Source organism: Pseudomonas sp. GL-R-26 (assembly GCF_019947365.1).
Taxonomy (GTDB): domain Bacteria; phylum Pseudomonadota; class Gammaproteobacteria; order Pseudomonadales; family Pseudomonadaceae; genus Aquipseudomonas.
On sequence record NZ_JAGYGI010000012.1, the window covers coordinates 32,854 to 56,275 of the forward strand.

The 23,422-nt window shown below is 58.7% G+C and carries 20 protein-coding genes and 1 pseudogene; 1 reads left to right on the top strand and 20 read right to left on the bottom strand.

From position 1 onward, the window contains the following. Positions 1–43: 43 nt before the first annotated feature. The 3 genes from KGA96_RS14225 to KGA96_RS14235 form a co-directional block, all read right to left on the bottom strand. Positions 44–1,078, bottom strand: coding sequence for a 2Fe-2S iron-sulfur cluster-binding protein (locus KGA96_RS14225; RefSeq protein ID WP_223464546.1), 1,035 nt, complete (start codon positions 1,076–1,078; stop codon positions 44–46). Between the two features lie 77 nt (positions 1,079–1,155). Continuing rightward, the gene (locus KGA96_RS14230; protein WP_046037830.1) at positions 1,156–2,067 is read right to left on the bottom strand and encodes a diiron oxygenase; all 912 of its coding nucleotides are present in this window, start codon (positions 2,065–2,067) and stop codon (positions 1,156–1,158) included. Positions 2,068–2,102: 35 nt separating this feature from the next. Beyond that, positions 2,103–2,801, bottom strand: coding sequence for a glutamine amidotransferase (locus tag KGA96_RS14235; RefSeq protein WP_046037831.1), 699 nt, complete (start codon positions 2,799–2,801; stop codon positions 2,103–2,105). 255 nt (positions 2,802–3,056) lie between these two features. On the opposite strand from KGA96_RS14235, the pseudogene KGA96_RS29740 reads away from it, so the two are divergent. After that, positions 3,057–3,237, top strand: a pseudogene (locus KGA96_RS29740) (carbohydrate ABC transporter substrate-binding protein); the annotation flags it as partial. A gap of 183 nt (positions 3,238–3,420) precedes the next feature. Here the strand turns inward: KGA96_RS29740 and nuoN are convergent. The 17 genes from nuoN to KGA96_RS14320 all read right to left on the bottom strand — a co-directional run bounded on the left by nuoN (position 3,421) and on the right by KGA96_RS14320 (position 23,387). Next, on the bottom strand, positions 3,421–4,884 hold the full coding sequence (nuoN, locus tag KGA96_RS14240) for an NADH-quinone oxidoreductase subunit NuoN (protein ID WP_046037832.1): 1,464 nt from the start codon (positions 4,882–4,884) through the stop codon (positions 3,421–3,423). A gap of 7 nt (positions 4,885–4,891) precedes the next feature. Further along, positions 4,892–6,424 carry an NADH-quinone oxidoreductase subunit M gene (gene nuoM, locus KGA96_RS14245; RefSeq protein ID WP_046037834.1) on the bottom strand — a complete coding sequence of 511 codons (1,533 nt, stop codon included), beginning with the start codon at positions 6,422–6,424 and terminating at the stop codon, positions 4,892–4,894. 39 nt (positions 6,425–6,463) lie between these two features. Further along, positions 6,464–8,317 carry an NADH-quinone oxidoreductase subunit L gene (gene nuoL, locus KGA96_RS14250; RefSeq protein ID WP_046037835.1) on the bottom strand — a complete coding sequence of 618 codons (1,854 nt, stop codon included), beginning with the start codon at positions 8,315–8,317 and terminating at the stop codon, positions 6,464–6,466. Beyond that, entirely contained in the window at positions 8,314–8,622 is a 309-nt protein-coding gene (gene nuoK, locus KGA96_RS14255) for an NADH-quinone oxidoreductase subunit NuoK (RefSeq protein ID WP_007946416.1), read from the bottom strand. Before nuoK ends, nuoL begins: the two co-directional genes overlap by 4 nt. A 2-nt stretch (positions 8,623–8,624) precedes the next feature. Further along, entirely contained in the window at positions 8,625–9,128 is a 504-nt protein-coding gene (gene nuoJ / locus KGA96_RS14260; protein WP_046037836.1) for an NADH-quinone oxidoreductase subunit J, read from the bottom strand. A 9-nt stretch (positions 9,129–9,137) separates the two neighbouring features. Continuing rightward, a complete protein-coding gene (nuoI, locus tag KGA96_RS14265) occupies positions 9,138–9,683 on the bottom strand; it encodes an NADH-quinone oxidoreductase subunit NuoI (RefSeq protein WP_185754732.1) in 546 nt (181 codons plus the stop codon). Between the two features lie 12 nt (positions 9,684–9,695). After that, the gene (gene nuoH / locus KGA96_RS14270; protein WP_046037838.1) at positions 9,696–10,703 is read right to left on the bottom strand and encodes an NADH-quinone oxidoreductase subunit NuoH; all 1,008 of its coding nucleotides are present in this window, start codon (positions 10,701–10,703) and stop codon (positions 9,696–9,698) included. Continuing rightward, positions 10,700–13,414, bottom strand: a complete 2,715-nt coding sequence (nuoG, locus tag KGA96_RS14275) for an NADH-quinone oxidoreductase subunit NuoG (RefSeq protein WP_046037840.1) — start codon at positions 13,412–13,414, stop codon at positions 10,700–10,702. Before nuoG ends, nuoH begins: the two co-directional genes overlap by 4 nt. 137 nt (positions 13,415–13,551) lie before the next feature. After that, a complete protein-coding gene (gene nuoF / locus KGA96_RS14280; protein ID WP_046037841.1) occupies positions 13,552–14,907 on the bottom strand; it encodes an NADH-quinone oxidoreductase subunit NuoF in 1,356 nt (451 codons plus the stop codon). Further along, entirely contained in the window at positions 14,904–15,401 is a 498-nt protein-coding gene (gene nuoE, locus KGA96_RS14285; RefSeq protein ID WP_046037843.1) for an NADH-quinone oxidoreductase subunit NuoE, read from the bottom strand. The genes nuoF and nuoE overlap by 4 nt, the downstream gene beginning before the upstream one ends. Before the next feature lie 2 nt (positions 15,402–15,403). Beyond that, positions 15,404–17,188, bottom strand: coding sequence for an NADH-quinone oxidoreductase subunit C/D (gene nuoC / locus KGA96_RS14290; RefSeq protein WP_007981273.1), 1,785 nt, complete (start codon positions 17,186–17,188; stop codon positions 15,404–15,406). Between the two features lie 73 nt (positions 17,189–17,261). Continuing rightward, positions 17,262–17,936: a NuoB/complex I 20 kDa subunit family protein gene (locus KGA96_RS14295; RefSeq protein ID WP_046037844.1), complete on the bottom strand. Its 675-nt coding sequence runs from the start codon at positions 17,934–17,936 to the stop codon at positions 17,262–17,264. A 10-nt stretch (positions 17,937–17,946) separates the two neighbouring features. Beyond that, on the bottom strand, positions 17,947–18,360 hold the full coding sequence (locus KGA96_RS14300; protein WP_003223812.1) for an NADH-quinone oxidoreductase subunit A: 414 nt from the start codon (positions 18,358–18,360) through the stop codon (positions 17,947–17,949). A gap of 641 nt (positions 18,361–19,001) precedes the next feature. Then, positions 19,002–20,327: an isocitrate lyase gene (gene aceA, locus KGA96_RS14305; RefSeq protein ID WP_007970439.1), complete on the bottom strand. Its 1,326-nt coding sequence runs from the start codon at positions 20,325–20,327 to the stop codon at positions 19,002–19,004. Positions 20,328–20,801: 474 nt separating this feature from the next. Further along, positions 20,802–21,563, bottom strand: a complete 762-nt coding sequence (locus tag KGA96_RS14310) for a secretin N-terminal domain-containing protein (RefSeq protein ID WP_046037845.1) — start codon at positions 21,561–21,563, stop codon at positions 20,802–20,804. Between the two features lie 236 nt (positions 21,564–21,799). Next, positions 21,800–22,225: a GNAT family N-acetyltransferase gene (locus KGA96_RS14315; protein WP_032829897.1), complete on the bottom strand. Its 426-nt coding sequence runs from the start codon at positions 22,223–22,225 to the stop codon at positions 21,800–21,802. Continuing rightward, positions 22,218–23,387: a cupin domain-containing protein gene (locus tag KGA96_RS14320; protein WP_223464545.1), complete on the bottom strand. Its 1,170-nt coding sequence runs from the start codon at positions 23,385–23,387 to the stop codon at positions 22,218–22,220. The genes KGA96_RS14315 and KGA96_RS14320 overlap by 8 nt, the downstream gene beginning before the upstream one ends. Between the last annotated feature and the right edge of the window lie 35 nt (positions 23,388–23,422).

Consider the following 23,422-nt stretch of genomic DNA (forward strand, 5'->3'; position numbering starts at 1 on the left):
TTGTCAGTACTATCGTTGTTGCGCGGCCCTGCCAAGTAAGGGACTAGACCTCAATTGTGAGCCGATCACCCTCGGCGTAAGAGCAGCAGGCCAGAGCATAACCCGACTGCCGCTCCTCGGTGCTGAGCGAAAAATCAGGTGCTCTTTTACATGACCCGGAAACTACCTTGATTCTGCAACTGCCGCAGATACCCGATCGACACTGACTGCGGATGGGCACTTGGTTGGCTTCCAATGCATCAAGCAGCGTTGTTTCAGCATTGATTTCGAAGTGATAGTCCAATTGATTTGAGCGTGCGCATACAGTGGTCTGTGAGATGCGATCTGGTTCCGGTACTGGGCGTTCCGGACTGCTAAACGCCTCAATATAAAAAGGGATGTTGTAGTTGAACTCCGAGACGAGTGCCTGCTGGGTAATGACAAAGTTATGGCTGCCACAAATAACTGCTGCGTCTGCGGGGGGTAATTCCAGTAAGACCCGTTTACTCAGGCGTCCGCCAAAAAAGTGATGCGAGTGAGTGTTAACTGTCTCTTTGGTAATAAAGAAACGAACATCAAACCAGTTTGATCCAAGCTTTAGAGCAAGGAGTTCCGCAAGGAAAGGGATGCTGCCAATAGTGGGTGAACTAACCAGGAGCGTTACTTTTGGAGTTGGCTCACCGTTTTTTTTGAGTTTGGCCAAACAACGAATAAGTGCAATCGGCAGAGTGATGCCGATACCTCCGGCCAACATCAATACATGGCGATAAGCCGAAATGCAATCTGATGTGATATTTCCGCCAACGTTAGACAAGCAAAGTAGTGATCCTGAATTTATGTTGGAATGCAGGTTGTCCGAAACGCCGTTGTTGCCGGTACTTTTTACCGCTATTTCAATGAGGTTGTTTTCCTTCAGCGCTGTGATCGAATAGTTGCGTTTCTGTGAGGTGCCACTTTGGTCGGGGTGATTGATCACAATAAAGCGCCCCGGTTTAAAATCATCGTTTGTGATGGCGCCGGGTACGCGTAGCAGGTAGGTCTTTGTGTTGGTTGCGATATCGGATATTTTCTCGCAACTCAAGAACGTAAACCGTTCCATGGTTTCCCCCTACATGATAAAGAGTTGATTGCGTTTTTTGATGGGTTCTGGGTTTTCAGACGAAGTTGGATGTCCCGTCAATTTATTTCGTTGAGACCTATTCTGCTCAACAGATTATCGACTGAGTCAGTATAAACTTTGACTTCGCCTAGCGAATCGGTGTCCTGGATGATGTCTGAATAGCGAGGCAGACGAGCATGTGAAAATGCCATTTCCCACGCGTTCATTTCATTGTTGGCAAACATTGATACGGTTTTTTTTATGACCGCTTTCAAATGCGCTTTTTCGCTGTTTGACAATGTTGTTATAAGATCTGCAGCTACATAGCTGAACACACTGGAATGGCTCCATTCATCCATCGCATGAGTTTTGGTGACCTGGTGGCAAATGCTTTGAACGGAGCCATCTTCCGCCAAAGTTTTTAGGTAGTCCGTTATGAGTGTTTCACTTGCGCAAGCGATCCCGAATCGAGTAAGCCTGCGCTCCCATTCCGCAGAGCAGGATGAAAGAACCCAGTTCTTCCACTTGATCAGATTGAAGTCGGTGAAATTCAGGTAAGCGAGGTCTCGATGGTGATAAATGTAGTTGCACGCGGTAACTGACATTTTGGTGTGCAGCGCCTCATCAAGCAGTGCTTCAGAAATGGACTCCTGAAGTAATGCGCGATTCCTGGTAGCACTTGGCGGAGTTTTTATTATGTCCTCGCACGCAGGCGTAACGATGTCGCACTCGATGTAAATTGTTTTGAGATTGTAGATTATCCATGCATAAGACAGGCATGTGGATTTAATTTCGTGGGAGGCTTCGATCCATGCTGGATGATTTCTGAACGGAAGCAGGCTCTCGCAGAAGTCATTTTTACCGGGGTCGAACGCCAGTTCCGAGAAAGGAGGTTGTTTGTTGTTTACCGCGGCCCGCGTGCTCCATAGCACGGAAAGTTTTTCGAGCATCTGCGCAACCGAGTAAGTATGAGTTACTTGTGTGTTCACGGTAGGTTACCTTTTTGAGTGTCAGTCCTGGGGTATTATTTTTCAGGCAGGTCAAGCCAGTTCGAAATTACTTTTTGGGAAATTGTTTTTAAACGACTTCCATGCAAGGATGCTTGTTGGCGCAGATCACGAGGGTCAATGGATGCAGTATTAAGTTCGGCTGCATGGCCTACCAACCATTGCTCGATACGGTCAGAGTCAATTTCCAGGTGAAACTGAAGAGCCAATATGTTGTTGCCGACACTAAATGCCTGGTTGGCGCAGAGTTCGCTGCTGGCTAAATGCGCAGCGCCTTTGGGGATGTCAAACTTGTCTCCATGCCAGTGCAAGACAGGTATGTCATTCAAGGGTTCAAGGCATGAGTGGAGTGCGTGTTCATTCAATCGGAGGGGGGAAAAGCCAATTTCCAGTTGCCCCATTGGATAAACTGAAGCTCCCAATATCCTCGCTATAAGCTGGGCGCCGAGGCATACCCCCAAGGTCTTTTTGTTGCTTTGCAAACGTTTGTTGATGAGCGCAATTTCGCTTTCTATAAATGGGAATTTTTTCTCATCAAAGGCACCTATCGGTCCACCAAGAATAATCATCAGGTCGGGTTTTACCGAGTCAACACTGTGAAGTGCATCGGAAGTAGCATCAATTATTTGGGTGTTGTAGTTTCGTTGAAGCAGTAGTTGCTCAATTGTGCCCAGGTCTTCAAAGTGCAGGTGTTGAATGACTAATGCGTTTTTCATTATTGGCCGTTTTGTGTTGTTGGTCTGATCGGTAAATTAAGCTTGCCTCTAAGGTGTTGTCGAATTGCAAATGTAAGAAATATCTATTCATGTTTTTATATATTTCTAGTTCTTCCGTGCATTGAGTTAAATGCCCTATGCGTGTGTGGTTCTAAGGGAAAACGGTATCCGGGACGATGGAAGATTGAAATTAAGGTTAAGTAGATGTGACTGGCATTCGCGTTGAGGGCGTTGAGGGCCTGGGTTGATACCTAAGAAGTCACAGCGAAGAAATGGATCGGCAGTCACTCAAATAGTCCACACCGATAGCCGACCAGCAACTCGAAGTGCTGAAAAGTTTCATCACGGCCGCTGAGCCGTTTAGCGGGATGAGCAGAAAACCATCGCCATCCCAGGGTACGAGTCCAAGGTGCTGGCCAAAGTCTTCAGCGAGATCAGACCGGCTGTTCGCCAACCTGTACTGGTTCCGCGCCGACGGGTTCGAGTGCGCGGATCACAAAGCCAGGTTCAGCAACGGCCGGAGGAGGGAGAAGGTCCACTGTGGGAGCGAGCCAGCTCGCCACAAAAAACGGCACCCGAAGGTGCCGTTTCCGTTTTCTACCAAGTGTCGCTCAAGCGATCAACCCGCCAGGCCCGACTGTTGAACCAGGTTCAGCAGCGGTTGCGGATACAGGCCGAGGAAGAACGCCAGTACGGCAATCGCCAGCAGCATCACGCCGCCTGCACGTTGTTCCCAGTGCAGCTGGGCGTCGACGCGACGCAGGTTTGGCTCGATCAGGAACAGGGTGACCATCACACGCAGGTAGTAGAACACGCCGATGGCGCTGCCCAGTACCAGGGAGCCGACCAGCCACCACTGATGGGACTCGACGCCGGTGGCGATGATGTAGAACTTGCCGATGAAGCCCGCGGTCAGCGGGATACCGGCCAGGGACAGCATCATCACGGTCAGGACGGCGGTCAGGTACGGACGGCGCCAGAACAGGCCGCGGTATTCGTACAGGGCATCTGCGTCACGGCCTTTGTACGGCGAGGACATCAGGGTGATCACGCCGAAAGCACCGAGGCTGGTGATCACGTAGGTGACCAGGTACACGCCGATGGCTTCCACGGCCAGACCCTTGCTCGCCACCAGGGCGATCAGCAGGTAGCCGAAGTGGGCGATGGACGAGTAACCCAGCAGACGCTTGAGGTTGCTCTGGGTCAGGGCCAGCAGGTTACCGAACAGGATCGACGCGATAGCGATGATGGTCAGCACGTTGCTCAGCACGCCGCTGCTCGCCGCTGGCGAGATCTGGAACAGACGCACCATCACCGCGAACACAGCCACTTTGGAAGCGGTAGCCAGGAACGCTGCAACCGGTGCCGGAGCACCTTCGTAGACGTCTGGAGTCCAGAGGTGGAAGGGTACCAGCGACAGCTTGAACGCCAGGCCGATCAGCATCATGCCCAGGCCCAATTGAGCCAGCGAGCTTGGCAGACCAGTAGCCGCCAGCGCTTGGCCGATGCCGACGAAGCTCAGGGAACCGGCGTCAGCGTAGAGCAGGGCCATACCGAACAACAGGAACGCGGAACCTGCCGCCGACAGCACCATGTACTTGATGCCGGCTTCCAGCGAACGCTTGTTGAAGAAGGCATAGGCCACCAGACCGTAGACCGGTACCGAGAGCAGTTCCAGGCCGACGAACAACCCGGCCAGGTGCTGCGCGCTGACCAGCACCAGGCCACCGGCGGCGGCCATCAGGATCAGCAGGTACAGTTCTTCACGGTTGCCCGGGTAACCCGTGCCGCCATCGCCGAGGTAGGCGTGGGCGAGGGTTACACAGGCGAGGGTGGCGACCAGGATCAGCGCCATGTACAGGCAGGCGAAGCTGTCGATCTGCAGCAATGGGGTCACGGCCAGGGGCGCGACTTTCAGGGCAGGCAGGATCGACAGCAGTGCCAGGTTCAGACCCGCCACCGACAGCAGGAAGGTCTGGGAGTGGTTGCGGCGCCAGGCGATCGCCAGCATCACCACGATGATCGTGGCGCTGGTGATCAACAACGGCGCTAGCGCGATAAAGTGTTGAGTCGTGAATTCCATAGCGCTCTTACCGGGCCGAAGCGAGTTGAGTGAAGGCGGTGCCGAGCCACTGCTGCACGCCATGCATCGTAGCGGCAGAGGTATCGAGGAACGGCTGCGGGTACACGCCGATGTAAATCAGCAGTGCAGCCAGACCGACCACCATGATCAGTTCGCGACCGTCCATGCCATGCAGCACCGCGTCCGATTTCGACGGGCCGAAGAAGGCACGGTGGACCATGATCAGCGAGTACACCGAACCGAACACCAGGCCGGACGTCGCGATCACGGTGACCCAAGGAGCGCTGGCGAAGGTGCCGATCAGAATCAGGAACTCACCGACAAAGTTACCGGTCGCCGGCAAGCCCAGGGAAGCTGCTGCGAAGAACAGGCTTAAGGCTGGCAGGTAAGCGATCTTCGACCACAGGCCACCCATTTCACGCATGTCGCGGGTGTGGGTACGCTCGTACAACTGACCGGAGAGGATAAAGAGTGCCGCCGCCGACAGACCGTGGGCCAGCATCTGCATCACCGCGCCCTGCAGCGCCAGTTGGCTGCCGGAGTAGATGCCGATCAGTACGAAGCCCATGTGGGAAACGGACGAGAAGGCGATCAGACGCTTGATGTCGGTTTGCGCGAACGCCAGGAACGCACCGTAGAAGATCCCGATCAGACCCAGGGTCATCGCAAACGGCGCGAACTCGGCCGAGGCATTCGGGAACAGCGGCAGGGCGAAACGCAGCAGGCCGTAGGCAGCGGTTTTCAGCAAGATACCAGCGAGGTCGACGGAACCTGCGGTCGGTGCCTGGGCGTGAGCATCAGGCAACCAGGAGTGGAACGGTACGACCGGCAGCTTGACCGCGAAGGCGATGAAGAAGCCGAGCATCAGGATGTACTCGGTGGTCATCGACATCTTGGTCTTCAACAGGTCGGCGTAGTTGAAGGTAATCACGCCGGTGTCGTTGAAGTTGACCAATACCAGGCCCAGGATCGCCACCAGCATGATCAGGCCGGAAGCCTGAGTGAAGATGAAGAACTTGGTCGCCGCGTAGATCCGGGTTTTCTTGCCGTCCGAAGAACTGTGACCCCAGAGCGCGATGAGGAAGTACATCGGCACCAGCATCATTTCCCAGAAGAAGAAGAACATGAACAGGTCGAGGGCCAGGAACACGCCGACGACACCGCCCAGGATCCACATCAGGTTCAGGTGGAAGAAGCCCACGTGACGCTGGATCTCTTTCCACGAGCAGAGTACCGAGAGCACACCCAGCAGGCCGGTCAGCAGGATCATCAACAGCGACAGGCCGTCGAGGGCCAGATGCACGTTGATGCCGAAGCGCTGGATCCAGACGTGCTTGAACTCAAGCGCCCAGGTCGGATCGGCGCCAGGCGCCGGAGCAAATGAATAGTCACCGTTGGCCCACAGCCAGAGGCCGAGGGAGAGCAGCAGGGACATGGTGATCAGCGCAATCCAGCGGGGGAGGGTGGCGCCGAAGCGCTCACCCATCCAGCACAGCAGGCCGCCGATGAAGGGGATCAGGATTAGCCAAGGCAGAATCATGACGGGTTCGTTTCCTTTCGCAAATTCGCAAGGTTCATATCAGACCGCTACCAGCACGACGGCGCCAATGACCAGCACGGCACCAGCAGCCATCGAGGCGGCGTACCAACGCAGTTGACCGGTCTCGGTACGGCTCAGGGCGGTGTGACCGCCTTTGGCCATGCGCGGGATCAGACCGATGGTCTGGTCGAGCGGGTCTTTGCGCAGGATGTGGCTGATCGCCAGGTACGGCTTGACGAACAGTTTGTCGTAGATCCAGTCGAAGCCCCAGGCGGCGAACCACCAGGCCGAGAGGAAACGGCCGATGCCGCTGTTGGCGACGGCGGTGACGAAGCGACGCTTGCCGAGGAACAGCAGCGCAGCCAGCAGGATACCGGCCAGGGCGATGGCGCCCGAGGCGATTTCCAGACTGTGCTTGGCTTCGCCGCCGGCATGGCCGACGCTTTCCGGCAGCACGCCGTGCAGCGGTGGAACGATCATCGCGCCGATGGCGGTGGACAATACGATCAGCACCGACAGTGGCAGCCAGTGGGCAATGCCGTGACCGGCGTGGGCTTCGGTCTTCGCTTCACCGTGGAACGCGATGAAGATCAGGCGGAAGGTGTACAGCGAAGTCATGAACGCGCCGACCAGACCTGCGTAGAGCAGACCGTTGTTGCCGCTGGCGAACGCTTCCCAGAGGATTTCGTCCTTGGAGTAGAAGCCTGCGGTTACCAGAGGCAGGGCCGCCAGGGCCGCGCCGCCGACGATGAAGCTGGCGTAGGCCAGTGGCAGTTTCTTCCACAGGCCGCCCATCTTGAAGATGTTCTGCTCGTGGTGGCAGGCAACGATCACCGAGCCGGACGCAAGGAACAACAGGGCCTTGAAGAAGGCGTGGGTCATCAGGTGGAAGATCGCGCCATCCCAGGCACCGACGCCCAGGGCCAGGAACATGTAGCCGATCTGGCTCATGGTCGAGTAGGCGAGGATACGCTTGATGTCGGTCTGGACCAGGGCTGCAAAACCAGCCAGGACCAGGGTCACGCCACCGACGACTCCTACTAGATGCAGGATTTCCGGCGCCAGGGTGAACAGGCCGTGGGTACGGGCAATCAGGTAGACGCCAGCGGTCACCATGGTTGCGGCGTGGATCAGTGCCGAAACCGGGGTAGGACCGGCCATCGCGTCCGCCAGCCAGGTTTGCAGCGGCAGTTGCGCGGATTTACCGACAGCGCCGCCCAGCAGCATCAGGGTGGCCAGGACCATCCAGAAGTCGCCGGACTGGAACTTTTGCGGCGCCAGCACCAGCAGTTCCTGGACGTTCAGCGTGCCCAGTTGGGCAAACAGAATGAACAAGCCGATGGCCATGAACACGTCACCGATACGGGTCACGATGAAGGCCTTGAGTGCGGCGTTACCGTTGTTGCGATTGCTGTAGTAGAAACCGATCAACAGGTACGAGCACAGGCCCACGCCTTCCCAACCGAAGTACACGAACAGCAGGTTATCGGCCAGGACCAGGAACAGCATGCTGGCGATAAAAAGGTTGGTGTAGGCGAAGAAGCGCGAATAGCCGTCTTCACCGCGCATGTACCAGGAGGCGAACAGGTGGATCAGGAAGCCGACGCCGACGACCACACCGAGCATGGTCACGGACAGACCATCCAGGTACAGGGCGAAGTTCGGCGTGAAGCCTTCCACCGCCATCCATTGCCACAACACCAGGGTGTAGTGACCGCCTTCCGGCGGGGCGACGTTGAACTGCCAGATCACATAGGCCGCGACAATCGCCGACAGGCCAATGGAGCCGACGCCGATCAGCGCCGAAAGGTTTTCCGAGAGGCGTCCCCGGGAGAACGCCAGCAGCACAAAACCGATCAGGGGGAACAGGAAAGTCAGATAGAGAAGGTTCATCCGCGCATCTCACTGGCAGCGTCGATATCGAGCGTGTGGAAGCGGCGATACAGTTGCAGCAGGATCGCCAGGCCAATACTGGCCTCGGCGGCTGCCAGGCTGATCACCAGGATGAACATGATTTGTCCATCCGGCTGCGCCCAGCGGCTACCGGCAACGATGAACGCCAGGGCGGAGGCATTCATCATGACCTCCAGGCTCATCAGCACGAAGAGAATGTTGCGGCGGACCATCAGGCCAACCAGACCGAGGCAGAACAGGATGCCGGCAACCGCCAGACCATGCTCCATGGGGATAGCAGGCATCGTCATTGCTCCTTGGCTTCGTTGCGGCCCAAGTGGAACGCCGTGACGGCTGCAGCGAGCAGCAGCATCGAGGCAAGTTCGACCACCAGCAGGTAAGGACCGAACAGGCTGATGCCCACGGCCTTGGCGTCTACGGTGGTGTGGCCGATTGCTTCACCGGTCTGGTGGGAGAACAGCACGTACAGCAGTTCCACCAGCAGCAGCGCGGCGAGGAGGACCGGGCCGCCCCAAATGCCGGGTTTGAGCCAGGCGCGCTCTTGCTGAGCCGAGGCGGGCCCCAGGTTCAGCATCATCACCACGAACACGAACAGCACCATGATGGCGCCAGCGTAGGCGATCACTTCCAGAACACCGGCAAACGGTGCGCCGAGGGCGAAGAACGTCATGGCCACGGCAATCAGCGAAATGATCAGGTAGAGCAGGGCGTGCACAGGGTTGGTGTTGGTGATCACGCGAAGCGTGGACACCACAGCGATACCCGATGCGAAATAGAAAGCGAATTCCATCTTTCTTCCTTAAGGCAGCAAGCTCTTCACGTTGATCGGCTGGGCTTCATTCTGCGCGGAGCCTTTGGGCTTCCCGGCAATCGCCATACCTGCAACACGATAGAAGTTGTAATCAGGGTTTTTGCCGGGGCCGGAGATCAGCAGATCTTCTTTCTCGTAAACCAGGTCCTGCCGTTTGAACTCGGCCATTTCGAAATCCGGCGTCAGCTGGATCGCGGTGGTCGGGCAGGCTTCCTCGCAGAGGCCGCAGAAAATGCAGCGCGAGAAGTTGATGCGGAAGAAGTCCGGGTACCAGCGACCGTCTTCGGTTTCAGCTTTCTGCAGCGAGATGCAACCGACCGGGCACGCCACGGCGCACAGGTTGCACGCTACACAACGCTCTTCGCCGTCGGGGTCGCGGGTCAGGACGATACGTCCACGGTAGCGCGGCGGCAGGTAGACCGGTTCTTCCGGGTACTGCAGCGTGTCACGCTTGCGGAAGGCGTGGCTGAAGATCATCACCAGGCTACGAAGCTGGGTGTAGAAGCCATGCACGATGTCAAAAATGTACTTCATGATTCTCTATCCTCACTGAGCCGCGACGGCGGGCGTGTTGAGCAACACGATCGCAGCGGTCACCAGCATGTTGACGAGGGTCAGCGGCAGGCAGAACTTCCAGCTGAAATCCATCACTTGGTCATACCGTGGGCGCGGAATCGAGGCGCGCAGCAGGATGAAGAACATGATGAAGAACGCGGTTTTCAACGCGAACCAGATGAACGGGATCTGCGGCAGGATGCCAAACGGACCGTGCCAGCCACCGAAGAACAAGGTCACCAGCAGCGCCGAAATCAACACGATGCCGATGTACTCGCCGACGAAGAACATGCCCCATTTCATGCCGGCGTATTCAATGTGGTAACCGTCGGCCAGTTCCTGCTCCGCTTCCGGCTGGTCGAACGGGTGACGGTGAGTCACGGCGACGCCAGCGATGAAGAAGGTCAGGAAACCGAAGATCTGCGGAATGACGAACCACAGGTTCTGCGCTTGATATTCAACGATGTCGCGCATGTTGAACGAGCCGACCTGGATCACGATGCCCATCAGCGACAGGCCCATGAACACTTCGTACGACACGGTTTGTGCCGAGGCCCGCAAGCTGCCCAACAGGGCGAACTTGTTGTTGCTCGACCAGCCGGCGAACAGCACCGCGTAGACCGACAGACCCGCCATGGCGAAGAAGAACAGGATGCCGATGTTGATGTCCGCGACACCCCATGTCGGGGTGATCGGGATGATTGCAAAGGCAATCAGCAAGGCGCTCATGGCCACGACCGGCGCCAAAGTGAAGATCACTTTGTCGGCGAACGGCGGGGTCCAGTCTTCCTTGAAAAACATCTTGATCATGTCGGCGGCGATCTGGAACGCGCCGAACGGACCGACTCGGTTCGGACCGTAACGGTCCTGCCAGAGGGCGAGCAGACGACGCTCGACCCAGCTCAGCAGGGCGCCGCAAACCACTACGGCGAGCAGAATCACCACGGCCTTGAGGACCGCGATGATGATGTCGATCACTTCAGGAGTGAACAAGGTCATTGAGCTGCCTCCTGCAGACCGTCAACGGAAAAGCCTGCGATCGCTGGCGGAATGCCGGCGATGCCCGCAGGCAGTGCCACCAGACCAGCGCCCAGCTCTTCATTGATGCGCAGCGGCAGACGCAGGGTCTGACCAGCGACGTTCAAGCTCAGCATGGCGCCGTCGTTGACACCCAGGCGGTCGGCTTCGGACTTGGCCAGAGCAACATAAGCAGCCGGAATGCGTTCCTGAACCGGAGCGGCTTTCGAAGAGTTCTCTTCGCTGCCGAACAGGTGGAAGAACGGCACAACCTGCCAGGTACCTGGAGCAGGGTTGAACGCGCGCGGAACGCTGGCGAACCAGTTCAGCGAGTCACCGGCGCTTTCGATCAGGCGGGTGCCCGGGTCGCCAGCGCGGATGTGACCACCGACTTCGTCCTGGAACTTGTTCCAGGCTTGCGGCGAGTTCCAGCCCGGAGACCAGGCGAATGGCACTTGCTGACGCGGTTCGGCCGAGCCCGAGTAACCTTCCATCGAGAAGGCGAACGCGGTGTCCTTGTCCTGCGGGGTACGCGGTTCGTGCACGCTGATGTCGGCGCGCATGGCGGTACGACCGGAGTAACGCAGCGGTTCACGGGCCAGTTTCATGCCCTTGATGCGGAACGCGGCGGACGGTGCGGCATCGACGATGCGGTTCAGGATCGAGGTGCTGGAAGCGACGGCGGCGGTGGCGTGGTCCAGTTGGGTCCAGTCAATCGGCTGGTTCAACAGGGTTGCGCGCAGGGCATGCAGCCAGCGCCAGCCTTCGTGAACCAGGATGCTCGCGTCCATGTACTTCGGATCGAAAACCTGGAAGAAGCGCTGGGCGCGGCCTTCCTGGCTGACCAGGGTGCCGTCGCCTTCAGCGAAGCTGGCGGCTGGCAGGACCAGCTGCGCGCGATCGCTGGTGGCAGTCTTCTGATGGTCGGCGACGATCAGCACTTTGGCGGCGGTCAGGGCAGCATCGACACGGGCCTTGTCGGTACGGGTGTACAGATCGTTTTCCAGCACGACGATGGCGTCGGCCTTACCGTCGATCACCGCTTGCAGCGCGGCGTCGACCGATTCGCCACCGAGCATGGCCAGGCCGAGGCTGTTGGCCTCTGGCACGATCAGGCTGATGGAACCGTTCTTCTCGCGCAGCTTCAGAGCCTTGGCGATGTTCGCGGCGGCTTCGATCAGGGCTTTGGAGCCCAGGGAAGTACCGGCGATGATCAGTGGGCGCTTGGCGGCGAGCAGGGCATCGGCGATGCGCTTGGCCAGTTCGAGGGCTTCAGCGTCCAGGCCTTCAACGGCTGGTGCGCTGGCGTCGAGGGCGTGAGCCACGGCGAAACCGATGCGGGCCAGGTCGTCTGGAGCGGCGTGAACGCACTCTTCGGCGATGTCGTCGAGCTTGGTTTCAGCCAGGCTTGCGATGAACAGCGGGTTCAGCGCGTGCTGACCGATGTTCTTCACCGCGGCGTCGAGCCAAGGCTGGACGCGCATGGCGTCGGCCATGTCTTCGGCCTTGCCCTTGACCGATTGACGCAGGGACAGGGCCATGCGCGCAGCAGTCTGGGTCAGGTCTTCACCGAGGACGAACACGGCGTCGTGGTCTTCGATGTCACGCATGTTCGGCACTGGCAGCGGGCTGTCTTTAAGCACTTGCAGGACCAGGCGAATGCGCTCCAGCTCGGCAGCTTCGATACCGGAGTAGAAGTGCTCGGCGCCCACCAGTTCGCGCAACGCGTAGTTGCTTTCGAGGCTGGCACGTGGCGAACCGATACCGACGATGTTGCGGCCGCGCAGCAGGTCGGCGGCTTTATCCAGTGCTTCGTCGAGGCTCAGTTTGGTGCCGTTGGCCAGCAATGGCTGACGCGGGCGGTCTTCGCGGTTGACGTAGCCGTAGCCGAAACGGCCACGGTCGCACAGGAAGTACTGGTTCACCGAACCGTTGAAACGGTTTTCGATGCGACGCAGTTCGCCGTAACGCTCGCCCGGGGAGATATTGCAACCGCTGGAGCAGCCATGGCAGATGCTCGGCGAGAACTGCATGTCCCACTTGCGGTTGTAGCGTTCGGAGTGAGTCTTGTCGGTGAACACACCGGTCGGGCAGACCTCGGTGAGGTTGCCGGAGAACTCGCTTTCCAGGGTGCCGTCTTCAACGCGACCGAAGTACACGTTGTCGTGGGCGCCGAACACACCCAGGTCGGTGCCGCCAGCGTAGTCTTTATAGAAGCGCACGCAGCGGTAGCAAGCGATGCAGCGGTTCATCTCGTGGGAAATGAACGGGCCCAGTTGCTGGTTCTGGTGGGTACGCTTGGTGAAGCGGTAACGGCGCTCGTTGTGGCCGGTCATTACCGTCATGTCTTGCAGGTGGCAGTGACCGCCTTCTTCACAGACCGGGCAGTCGTGAGGGTGGTTGGTCATCAACCATTCAACAACACTGGCGCGGAAGGCCTTGGATTCTTCATCTTCGATGGAGATCCAGGTGCCGTCGGTGGCAGGGGTCATGCAGGACATGACGATACGACCACGGGTGTCGTTCTCGTCGGTGTACTGCTTGACCGCGCACTGGCGGCAAGCGCCAACGCTGCCAAGGGCAGGGTGCCAGCAGAAATAAGGGATATCGAGGCCTAGCGACAGACATGCCTGTAACAGGTTGTCTGCCCCATCGACTTCGAGCTCTTTGCCGTCTACGTGGATAGTGGCCATGGTTCAAAGTTCTTCGTTGGCCCGGTGTCAGCGGGCGTGGCTAATGGAATCTTGTTATCCGCGTGAATCAACACAGCCGCTTACGGCGTCATCACACGAAAAGCGAAGGGCACGGACCCTTCGCCTTTTTTAAGCGTTTACGCGCCGACTACGATCGGCCTTGCCAGAGGCGGGACGGCGGCGCTGACAGGCGCGATACCGGCTTCGAACTCTGGACGGAAGTATTTGATTGCGCTGCCCAACGGCTCCACGGCGCCCGGTGCGTGAGCACAGAAGGTCTTGCCAGGGCCGAGGAAGCCGACCAGACCCAGCAGGGTCTCGATGTCGCCTGTCTGGCCTTCGCCGTTCTCGATGGCCATCAGGAGCTTGACGCTCCATGGCAAGCCATCGCGGCACGGGGTGCAGAAGCCACAGGACTCGCGAGCGAAGAACTGCTCCATGTTGCGCAGCAGGGACACCATGTTGACGCTGTCGTCCACCGCCATGGCCAGGCCGGTACCCATGCGGGTGCCCACTTTGGCGATGCCGCCGGCGTACATTTGTGCGTCCAGGTGTTCCGGCAACAGGAAGCCGGTACCGGCGCCGCCAGGCTGCCAGCACTTGAGCTTGTAACCGTCGCGCATGCCGCCGGCGTAGTCTTCGAACAGCTCGCGACCGGTAACGCCGAACGGCAGTTCCCACAGGCCAGGGTTCTTGACCTTGCCGGAGAAGCCCATGAGCTTGGTGCCCATGTCTTCGCTGCCTTCGCGGGCCAACGATTTGTACCAGTCCACGCCGTCAGCGATGATCGCCGGCACGTTGCACAGGGTCTCGACGTTGTTCACGCAAGTCGGCTTGCCCCATACGCCAACGGCGGCAGGGAAGGGCGGCTTGGAGCGCGGGTTGGCGCGGCGGCCTTCGAGGGAGTTGATCAGCGCGGTTTCTTCACCGCAGATGTAACGCCCGGCGCCGGTGTGGACGAACAGCTCGAAATCAAAACCCGAGCCCAGGATGTTCTTGCCCAGCAGGCCGGCTGCCTTGGCTTCTTCCACGGCACGGTTCAAGTGCTTGGCGGCGGTGGTGTACTCGCCACGCAGGAAGATGTAGCCACGGTAGGTTTTCAGCGCGCGGGCACTGATCAGCATGCCTTCGATCAGCAGATGGGGCAGTTGCTCCATCAGCATGCGGTCTTTCCAGGTGTTGGGCTCCATTTCATCCGCGTTGCACAGCAGGTAGCGGATGTTGATGGATTCGTCCTTTGGCATCAGGCCCCACTTAACACCAGTGGGGAAGCCAGCACCGCCGCGACCCTTGAGGCCGGAGTCTTTCACGGTCTGGACGATGTCGTCCTGAGCCATGTCGGCGAAGGCCTTGCGCGCAGCGGCGTAACCGTTCTTGGCCTGGTACTCGTCGAGCCATACGGCTTCGCCGTCGTCACGCAGGCGCCAGGTCAGCGGGTGAGTCTCGGCCGAACGCTTGATGAGGTTGGCCGGACCGAAAGAAGTCAGGGTCATACGTAGCCCTCGAGCAAATTGGCAACGCCTGCTGGCTGCACATCACCGAAAGTGTCGTCGTCGATCATCAACGCCGGCGCCTTGTCGCAGTTGCCGAGGCAGCAGACCGGCAGCAGGGTGAAACGACCGTCGGCGGTGGTCTGACCCAGGCCGATGCCCAGCTTGCTCTGGATTTCGCTGACCACGGACTCGTGGCCGCCGATGTAGCAGACCATGCTGTCGCAGACGCGAATGATGTGACGACCGACCGGCTGACGGAAGATCTGGCTATAGAAAGTCGCCACGCCTTCAACGTCGCTGGCCGGGATGCCGAGGATCTCGCCGATGGCGTACAGAGCGCCGTCCGGCACCCAGCCACGTTCCTTCTGGACGATCTTCAGGGCTTCGATCGACGCCGCGCGCGGGTCTTCGTAGTGATGCAACTCGTGCTCGATGGCCGAGCGCTCGGTTTCACTCAAGGTGAAACGGTCTGTCTGGATAAGCGTGCTGTTCATGCTTAGCGGTCCACGTCGGCCATAACGAAATCGATACTACCCAGGTACGCAATCAAGTCCGCGACCATGCTGCCTTTGATCACCGAAGGGATCTGCTGCAGGTGCGGGAAGCTTGGGGTGCGAATCCGGGTGCGGTAGCTCATGGTGCCGCCATCGCTCGTCAGGTAATAACTGTTGATGCCCTTGGTCGCTTCGATCATCTGGAAGGATTCGTTGGCCGGCATGACCGGGCCCCACGAAACCTGCAGGAAGTGCGTGATCAAGGTTTCGATGTGCTGCAGCGTGCGCTCTTTCGGAGGCGGCGTGGTCAGCGGGTGATCCGCCTTGTACGGGCCTTCCGGCATGTTGCGCAGGCACTGGTCGATGATCCTGATGCTCTGGCGCATCTCCTCGACACGCACGATGCAGCGGTCGTAGGCATCGCCATTGGCGGCCAGCGGCACTTCGAATTCGAAGTTCTCGTAGCCCGAGTACGGACGCGCTTTACGCAGGTCGAAATCGCAACCGGTCGAACGCAGGCCGGCACCGGTGACGCCCCATTCCAGGGCCTCTTTGGTGTTGTAGTCGGCGACGCCGATGGTCCGGCCACGCAGGATGCTGTTGTCCAGTGCGGCTTTCTGGTATTCGTCCAGACGCTTTGGCATCCACTCGACGAAGTCTTTAACCAGTTTTTCCCAGCCCCGCGGCAGGTCGTGGGCGACTCCACCGATGCGGTACCAGGCCGGGTGCAGACGGAAACCGGTAATGGCTTCGATCACCGTGTAGGCGCGCTGGCGGTCGGTGAAGGTGAAGAACACCGGGGTCATGGCGCCGACGTCCTGGATGTAGGTACCCAGGAACAGCAGGTGGCTGGTGATCCGGAAGAACTCGGCCATCATGATGCGGATGACGTCGACCTTCTCCGGCACCTTGATGCCGGCCAGCTTCTCGACCGAGAGCACGTACGGCAGGTTGTTCATCACGCCGCCGAGGTAGTCGATACGGTCGGTGTACGGGATGAAGCTGTGCCAGGACTGACGCTCGGCCATCTTCTCGGCACCACGGTGGTGGTAACCGACGTCCGGTACGCAGTCGACGATTTCTTCACCGTCCAGCTGCAGGATGATGCGGAACGCACCGTGCGCGGACGGGTGGTTCGGGCCGAGGTTGAGGAACATGTAGTCCTCGTTCGGGCCGGAACGCTTCATGCCCCAGTCTTCCGGCTTGAAGCGCGCGGACTCTTCCTCGAGCTGCTGCTTGGCCAGGTTCAGGGTGAACGGGTCGAACTCGGTGGCGCGGGCCGGGAAGTCCTTGCGCAGCGGGTGACCTTCCCAGGTCGGCGGCATCATGATGCGCGACAGGTGAGGGTGGCCTTTGAAGTCGATGCCGAACATGTCCCAGACTTCACGCTCGTACCAGTTGGCGTTCGGCCAGATGCTGGTGACGGTCGGCAGGCTGAGGTCGCTCTCGGACAAGGCGACCTTGATCATTACGTCACTATTACGTTCGATCGACATCAAGTGATAGAACACGGAGAAGTCGACGCCGTTCGGCAGCCCTTGACGCTTGGTACGCAGACGCTCGTCCACGCCGTGCAGGTCATAGAGCATGACGTACGGCTTGGGCAGGTTACGCAGGAAAGTCAGGACTTCGACGAGTTTGGCACGGGCAACCCAAAGCACCGGCATGCCGGTGCGGGTTGGCTGGGCGGTGAACGCCTCCGGGCCAAAACGGTTGTTCAGTTCGACGACCACATCCTGGTCGTCTGCCTTGTAAGGCGGGATGTACAGAGCACTGCCTGTAGTCATGGTTATTTTATCGCTTTCGGTCAACGTAAAGAATGAAGCCAGGTTCTCGTTCTTTTTAAGAAGCAGATCTGGATCAGACTTCGTCGGGGCTGCGCAGGTTGGTGACTGCGATTCGCTGTTCGCGGCGCTTTTCCTTCTCGGAAGGCATCTCGGCGCGATAGACGCCTTGATCGCCGACGACCCAGGAAAGCGGGCGACGCTCCTGTCCAATCGACTCCTGCAACAGCATCAAGCCTTGCAGGAAAGCTTCAGGACGGGGCGGGCAGCCAGGCACGTAGACGTCCACGGGCAGGAACTTGTCCACCCCTTGAACGACGGAGTAGATGTCGTACATGCCACCGGAGTTGGCGCACGAACCCATGGAGATGACCCATTTAGGCTCGAGCATTTGCTCGTAGAGACGCTGAATGATCGGCGCCATCTTGATGAAGCAGGTACCGGCGATAACCATGAAATCCGCCTGCCGCGGCGATGCCCGGATAACCTCGGCGCCAAAGCGCGCGATGTCGTGGGGCGCCGTGAAGGCGGTGGTCATTTCCACGTAGCAGCACGAAAGACCGAAGTTATACGGCCACAGGGAGTTCTTGCGCCCCCAGTTGATCGTGCCGTTAAGCACGTCTTCTAGCTTGCCCATGAAAATGTTTTTGTGGACTTGATCTTCTAACGGATCGGAAACGGTTTCCCGCTGGCCAATCGGATACTGCTCGTTAGGAGCATCGGGGTCGATCCTGGTGAGATTGTATTGCATTGCCAAAGCCTCATTGTTTCAGCTTCGCTTGCCGCTTGCGCCGAGCTTCCGGAGCCCAGTCAAGGGCGCCCACTCGGAATAGGTAGACAAGGCCTGCCAACAGAATTGCTATGAAAACGAGAGCTTCGACGAATCCGGTCCAGCCGCTTTCGCGGACGGACACAGACCATGCAAAGAGAAAGAGGGCTTCGATATCGAAGATCACGAAGAGCATCGCGACCAGATAGAATTTGGCTGAGAGCCGCAAGCGGGCGCCACCTGTAGGTAGCATGCCGGACTCGAACGGTTCGTTTTTGCTGCGGCCCCAGGCTTTTGACCCAAGGAGGCTGGAGACGCCCAGCATGAAGGCACAGAGGCCGACGACGCCTAGAAGGAAAATGGCAAAGCCCCAGTTGTGGGCCATGAGTCCTGTCGCTTCGGGCATGCTGGTAATCCTTAACAGAGAGCAAGGGTCTCTGAGCTTGAAAAGAAACAAAAGCAGTGACGATATGTCGCAGCAATCAATCCCGCTGATTTTATGGCTAAACACCCGGCAAGTAAAATTCCTATAGCGAAATTTATTATAGGAATAAGGACATAGCGCGCTTCAAAAACCCCGCAGGCCTTGCGCCTTGGGCATTAGCCGGCATTTCGTCAATTATGTTTTGTAGGGAATGTAACGAACATAGTTGTTGCTAAATGATAATCAGTATTGTTTGGCGTGGTTTTTAAACTGCTTGTCCTTCGGATACTCGGGAAGTTGTCTTATATGGGCGTTACAGCAAGTAGCGGCGGGGCGTGTTTTAGCGGATTTTTCTGACAGAGATGGCGCTCTGGATCAATGTTTTTCCGGATCACCACCATCCCCTGTAGGAGCGAGCCTGCTCGCGATAGCGGTCTGTCAGGTGACATCTCTGCTGGATGTGTCGGCCTCATCGCGAGCAGGCTCGCTCCTACAAGGGGTTTTGCAGTGTTTGTTGAATCCCAGGCAAAAAAACGCCCCGAACCAGTCGGGGCGTCAGATGTGCAGCGCTGCGGTTAGCTTTCTATTCGGCCCGCATCGGCTGATGTCTCAGGCGAAGCAGATCAGTGGAACTGTTCTTCTTCAGTCGAACCGGTCAGCGCGGTTACCGAGGACGAGCCACCCTGGATCACGGTGGTCATGTCGTCGAAGTAGCCGGTGCCCACTTCCTGCTGGTGAGCCACGAAGGTGTAACCCTTGGCGGCGTCAGCGAATTCCTGCTCTTGCAGCTTCACGTAGGCAGTCATGTCGTTGCGGGCGTAGTCGTGCGCCAGGTTGAACATGCTGTGCCACATGTTGTGAATGCCGGCCAGGGTGATGAACTGGTGCTTGTAGCCCATGGCGGACAGTTCGCGCTGGAACTTGGCGATGGTCGCGTCGTCCAGGTTTTTCTTCCAGTTGAAGGAAGGCGAGCAGTTGTACGACAGCAGTTGGTCCGGGTATTCCTTCTTGATCGCTTCAGCGAAGCGACGAGCCTCGTCCAGGTCCGGCTTGGCGGTTTCGCACCAGATCAGGTCGGCGTAAGGAGCGTAGGCCAGGCCGCGAGCGATGGCCTGGTCCAGACCGGCGCGCACTTTGTAGAAGCCTTCCTGGGTACGTTCGCCAGTCACGAATGGCTGGTCGTACGGGTCGCAGTCGGACGTCAGCAGGTCAGCGGCGTTAGCGTCGGTACGGGCCAGGATGATGGTCGGAGTACCGGCAACGTCAGCAGCCAGGCGAGCAGCGGTCAGCTTCTGTACGGCTTCTTGGGTAGGAACCAGTACCTTGCCGCCCATGTGGCCGCATTTCTTCACGGAAGCCAGCTGGTCTTCGAAGTGAACGCCGGCGGCGCCTGCTTCGATCATGCTCTTCATCAGCTCGTAAGCGTTCAGTACGCCGCCGAAACCGGCTTCAGCGTCAGCCACGATCGGCGCGAAGTAGTCGATGTAGCCAGCGTCGCCCGGGTTCTTGCCGGCTTTCCACTGGATCTGGTCGGCACGACGGAACGAGTTGTTGATGCGCTTGACCACGGTTGGAACCGAGTCCACCGGGTACAGCGACTGGTCCGGGTACATCGATTCGGCGGAGTTGTTGTCCGCAGCCACTTGCCAGCCCGACAGGTAGATCGCCTGGATGCCGGCCTTGACTTGTTGTACAGCCTGGCCGCCGGTCAGGGCGCCCATGCAGTTGACGAAATCTTTCTCAGGACGGAAGGCTGGCTTGGCACCCTGGGTAACCAGGTTCCACAGCTTCTCGGCGCCCATTTTTGCAAAGGTGTGCTCAGGTTGAACCGAGCCACGCAGACGGACGACGTCAGCAGCGGAGTAAGTGCGTGTCACGCCTTTCCAGCGCGGGTTTTCAGCCCAGTCTTTTTCGAGGGCTGCAATTTGCTGTTCGCGTGTCAGTGCCATGGGAGATAAACCTCGTCGCGTCTTTATGAAAAGTTGTTCTGCGGTGGAAAATTCCTGCGCTCGCTGACCAGAAGCTTAAGCGGTCAAGTCGGATTTGGCGGGGAGGGCGACGGGATGAACGATCGGCTCGAGGGGAAGTGAGCAGGTAAAGGCGAACTGCGGGCGCATTCGGGCGTCGTGGGCCTTGGTGCGAACATCAGTGTGGTGCCGGGTTACCTATTACGCTTCCGTCCCTCGGGACAACTTCGTTCCAGTCGACAACCTCGTCAAACACACCTTGTGGGCGGTACAGACACGAAGCGGTTCGCGGGGGTAGGTGCGAACATCGCCTCGAAGGCCCTTGCCAGGGCCTCTGATTAGCGGGAGCGAGGCCATCATGCCTTTGCTTTTTTGGCTCGTCAAACGTTTTGTAGTGCTTTTTTTAAGGCACTACATCTTTGGTCTAATACGACTCGTCAGTCAGTTTTTGGTGCTTTAGTCCAAGGTGTCGACTTTCACCCGCAATGTCATGTCGTTGCGGCTCTGGGTCGAGTAGCTGCGGGTCTGGCCCTGTTTGTCGGCCTGGGTCTGGCCGTTGACCCCGGCCAGCAGGATCCACTCACCGAGGTGGCCGGTGACGGTTGTGTCGGTGCTTTGTACGTTCACTACATCGGGACGTTCCTGGCTCATGCGGTCACGGTTGGTGCTGATCGACAGGTGAACGATGTCGCCGGTGACGTTTGCCGTGACATAGAAACCCTGGGTGACGTTGCGGTATTGGGTCTCGCTGCTGTAACCGCCGTAGGTATCAGTCTGGCTGCTGGTAATCGGCACGCTCTGGCCGACCTGGATCAGTGCCGGTGCGCCTTCGCTGGCCTGCACTTGCTGAATACCGCCGTCGCGGCTATCGGTGCTGTAGTTGATGATGCGGGTCTGGCTTGGCTTGGCGCCGTTCACCGAATAACTCTGGTCACCCTGGAAGTTGTTGTCGCTGGTATCGACGGTGATCAGCAGGCGCTTGGGTGCGGTGTCGAGTTGCGAAAGAAGGGCTTTAAGTTCGTCGATCTTGCGCTGATCGGCGTTGACGATGAGTTGATTGCCGTAGGTGCTGACCTGTCCGTCCTTGCCGATGAAATCTTGCGCCACCGGCAGCAGGTCGGCGCTGGTGCGGTAGTTCAGGGGCACGATTTCGGTGGCTGCCATGACCGAAAAACTGCAGGCCACCAGCAGGGTGCTGAGCAGGGTGCGTAGGGACATATCCGTTATCTCCGCCAACTTGAATTGATGATAGTGCCAGTTTGTCGGCCTGGAGTGGCGCTAGTTGAATCGTAGGCAGCAAAACGCCCCGGCATCCGAAGATAGCGGGGCGTTTTGTGGTGTTTACATGCAGCTTTTGTGGCGAGGGGGCTTGCTCCCGCTGGGCTGCGCAGCAGCCCCAATAATTTAGGGCCGCTTCGCGACCCAGCGGGGGCAAGCCCCCTCGCCACAGGGTCTCAAGCGGAATGGCGAACCATGTCCACATGCGGAATCCCGGCTTCCAGGAACTCCTCACTGACCATGTGAAAGCCCAGGCGCTCATAGAACGCCGTGGCTTGTACCTGGGCGCTGAGCATCTGCTGCTTGAGTCCGCGCTCTTCGGCTTCACCGATGACCGCTTGCATCAGTGCATCGCCGACTTTCAGGCCGCGCCAGTCCTTGAGTACCGACACCCGGCCGACGTGCCCATCGGGCAGCAGGCGGGCGGTGCCGATCGGAAAGTCGCCTTCGTAAGCGAGGAAATGCACTGCATCAATGTCATCGGCGTCCCATTCCAGTTCTGGCGGAACGGATTGCTCGGCGACGAACACCGTCTCACGAATGCGCCGGATCTCGGCGTTGTCCTTCTGCCAGTCTGCGACACGTACGTGAATCTTATTCATCGGCAAACCCCAGGCTTCCTTGCTTGACCAGTTCGCACAGCAGGCCGCGACCGTCTTCGTCGCTCAGCCAGTCGCCAAGGTTGTCGGTGTGCAGCGAGTCGGCGGCGCAGATCATCTTCAGCAGTTCGCGCAGCTTGCCTGGCAGGTAACGGCTCTGGCCGCTGGCGAACAGCAGCAGGTCGTCATCGACTTCAGACCACGCCAGGCGTGCGCTCGGGTTGCGAACCAGGATCGCGCCTTGCTCCAGGGCGGACATGAAGTCCTCTTCTTCAACCTCCTCCGGGCCCACCACCAGTTCCGGGTAGCGTGGCTCGGTCATGAACTGGCCGAACCAGGTCAGCAGCAGGCGCTCGTCGCTCATGTGTTCGGCCAGCAGGCCTTTGAGGCGGTCGAGTGCGTCGCGCTGGATCTGGTGAGGATCGGCAGTCGGCAAGGCGTCGGCGTCGGTGTAGCGTTCTTCGTCCGACAGGAACTGGCTGAGGAAGTCAGTGAAGTGGGTCAGCACTTCAGCTGCGCTCGGTGCGCGGAAGCCGACCGAGTAGGTCATGCATTCATCAACGGCAACGCCGCAATGGGCCAGGCGCGGTGGCAGGTAGAGCATGTCGCCCGGTTCCAGCACCCATTCATCGGTGGCTTCGAATTCGGAGAGGATGCGCAGGTCGGCGTGGGCCAGCATCGGGCTCTCGGTGTTGCACATCTGGCCGATCTTCCAGTTGCGCTTGCCGTGGCCTTGCAGCAGGAACACGTCGTAGTTGTCGAAGTGCGGACCAACGCTGCCACCCGGCGCGGCGTAGCTGATCATCACGTCGTCGATGCGCCAGCTCGGCAGAAAGCGGAAATTTTCCAGCAGTTCGCTGACTTCCGGGACGAACTGATCCACGGCTTGCACCAGCAGGGTCCAGTCACGCTCAGGCAGCTTGCTGAATTCATCTTCGGCGAACGGGCCGCGACGCAGTTCCCACGGACGCTCGCCATTCTCGATGATCAGTCGCGATTCGACTTCTTCTTCCAGCGCCAGGCCGGCCAGTTCGTCGGCGTCGATCGGGCTTTCGAAATCAGGAATCGCCTGACGGATCAACAGCGGCTTTTTCTGCCAGTAGTCGCGCAGGAATTCCCGTGCCGTGATGCCGCCCAGAAGTTGAAGAGGAATATCAGGATTCATGTGTAACCTATTGAAAAAATGCACTTTTCAGACGG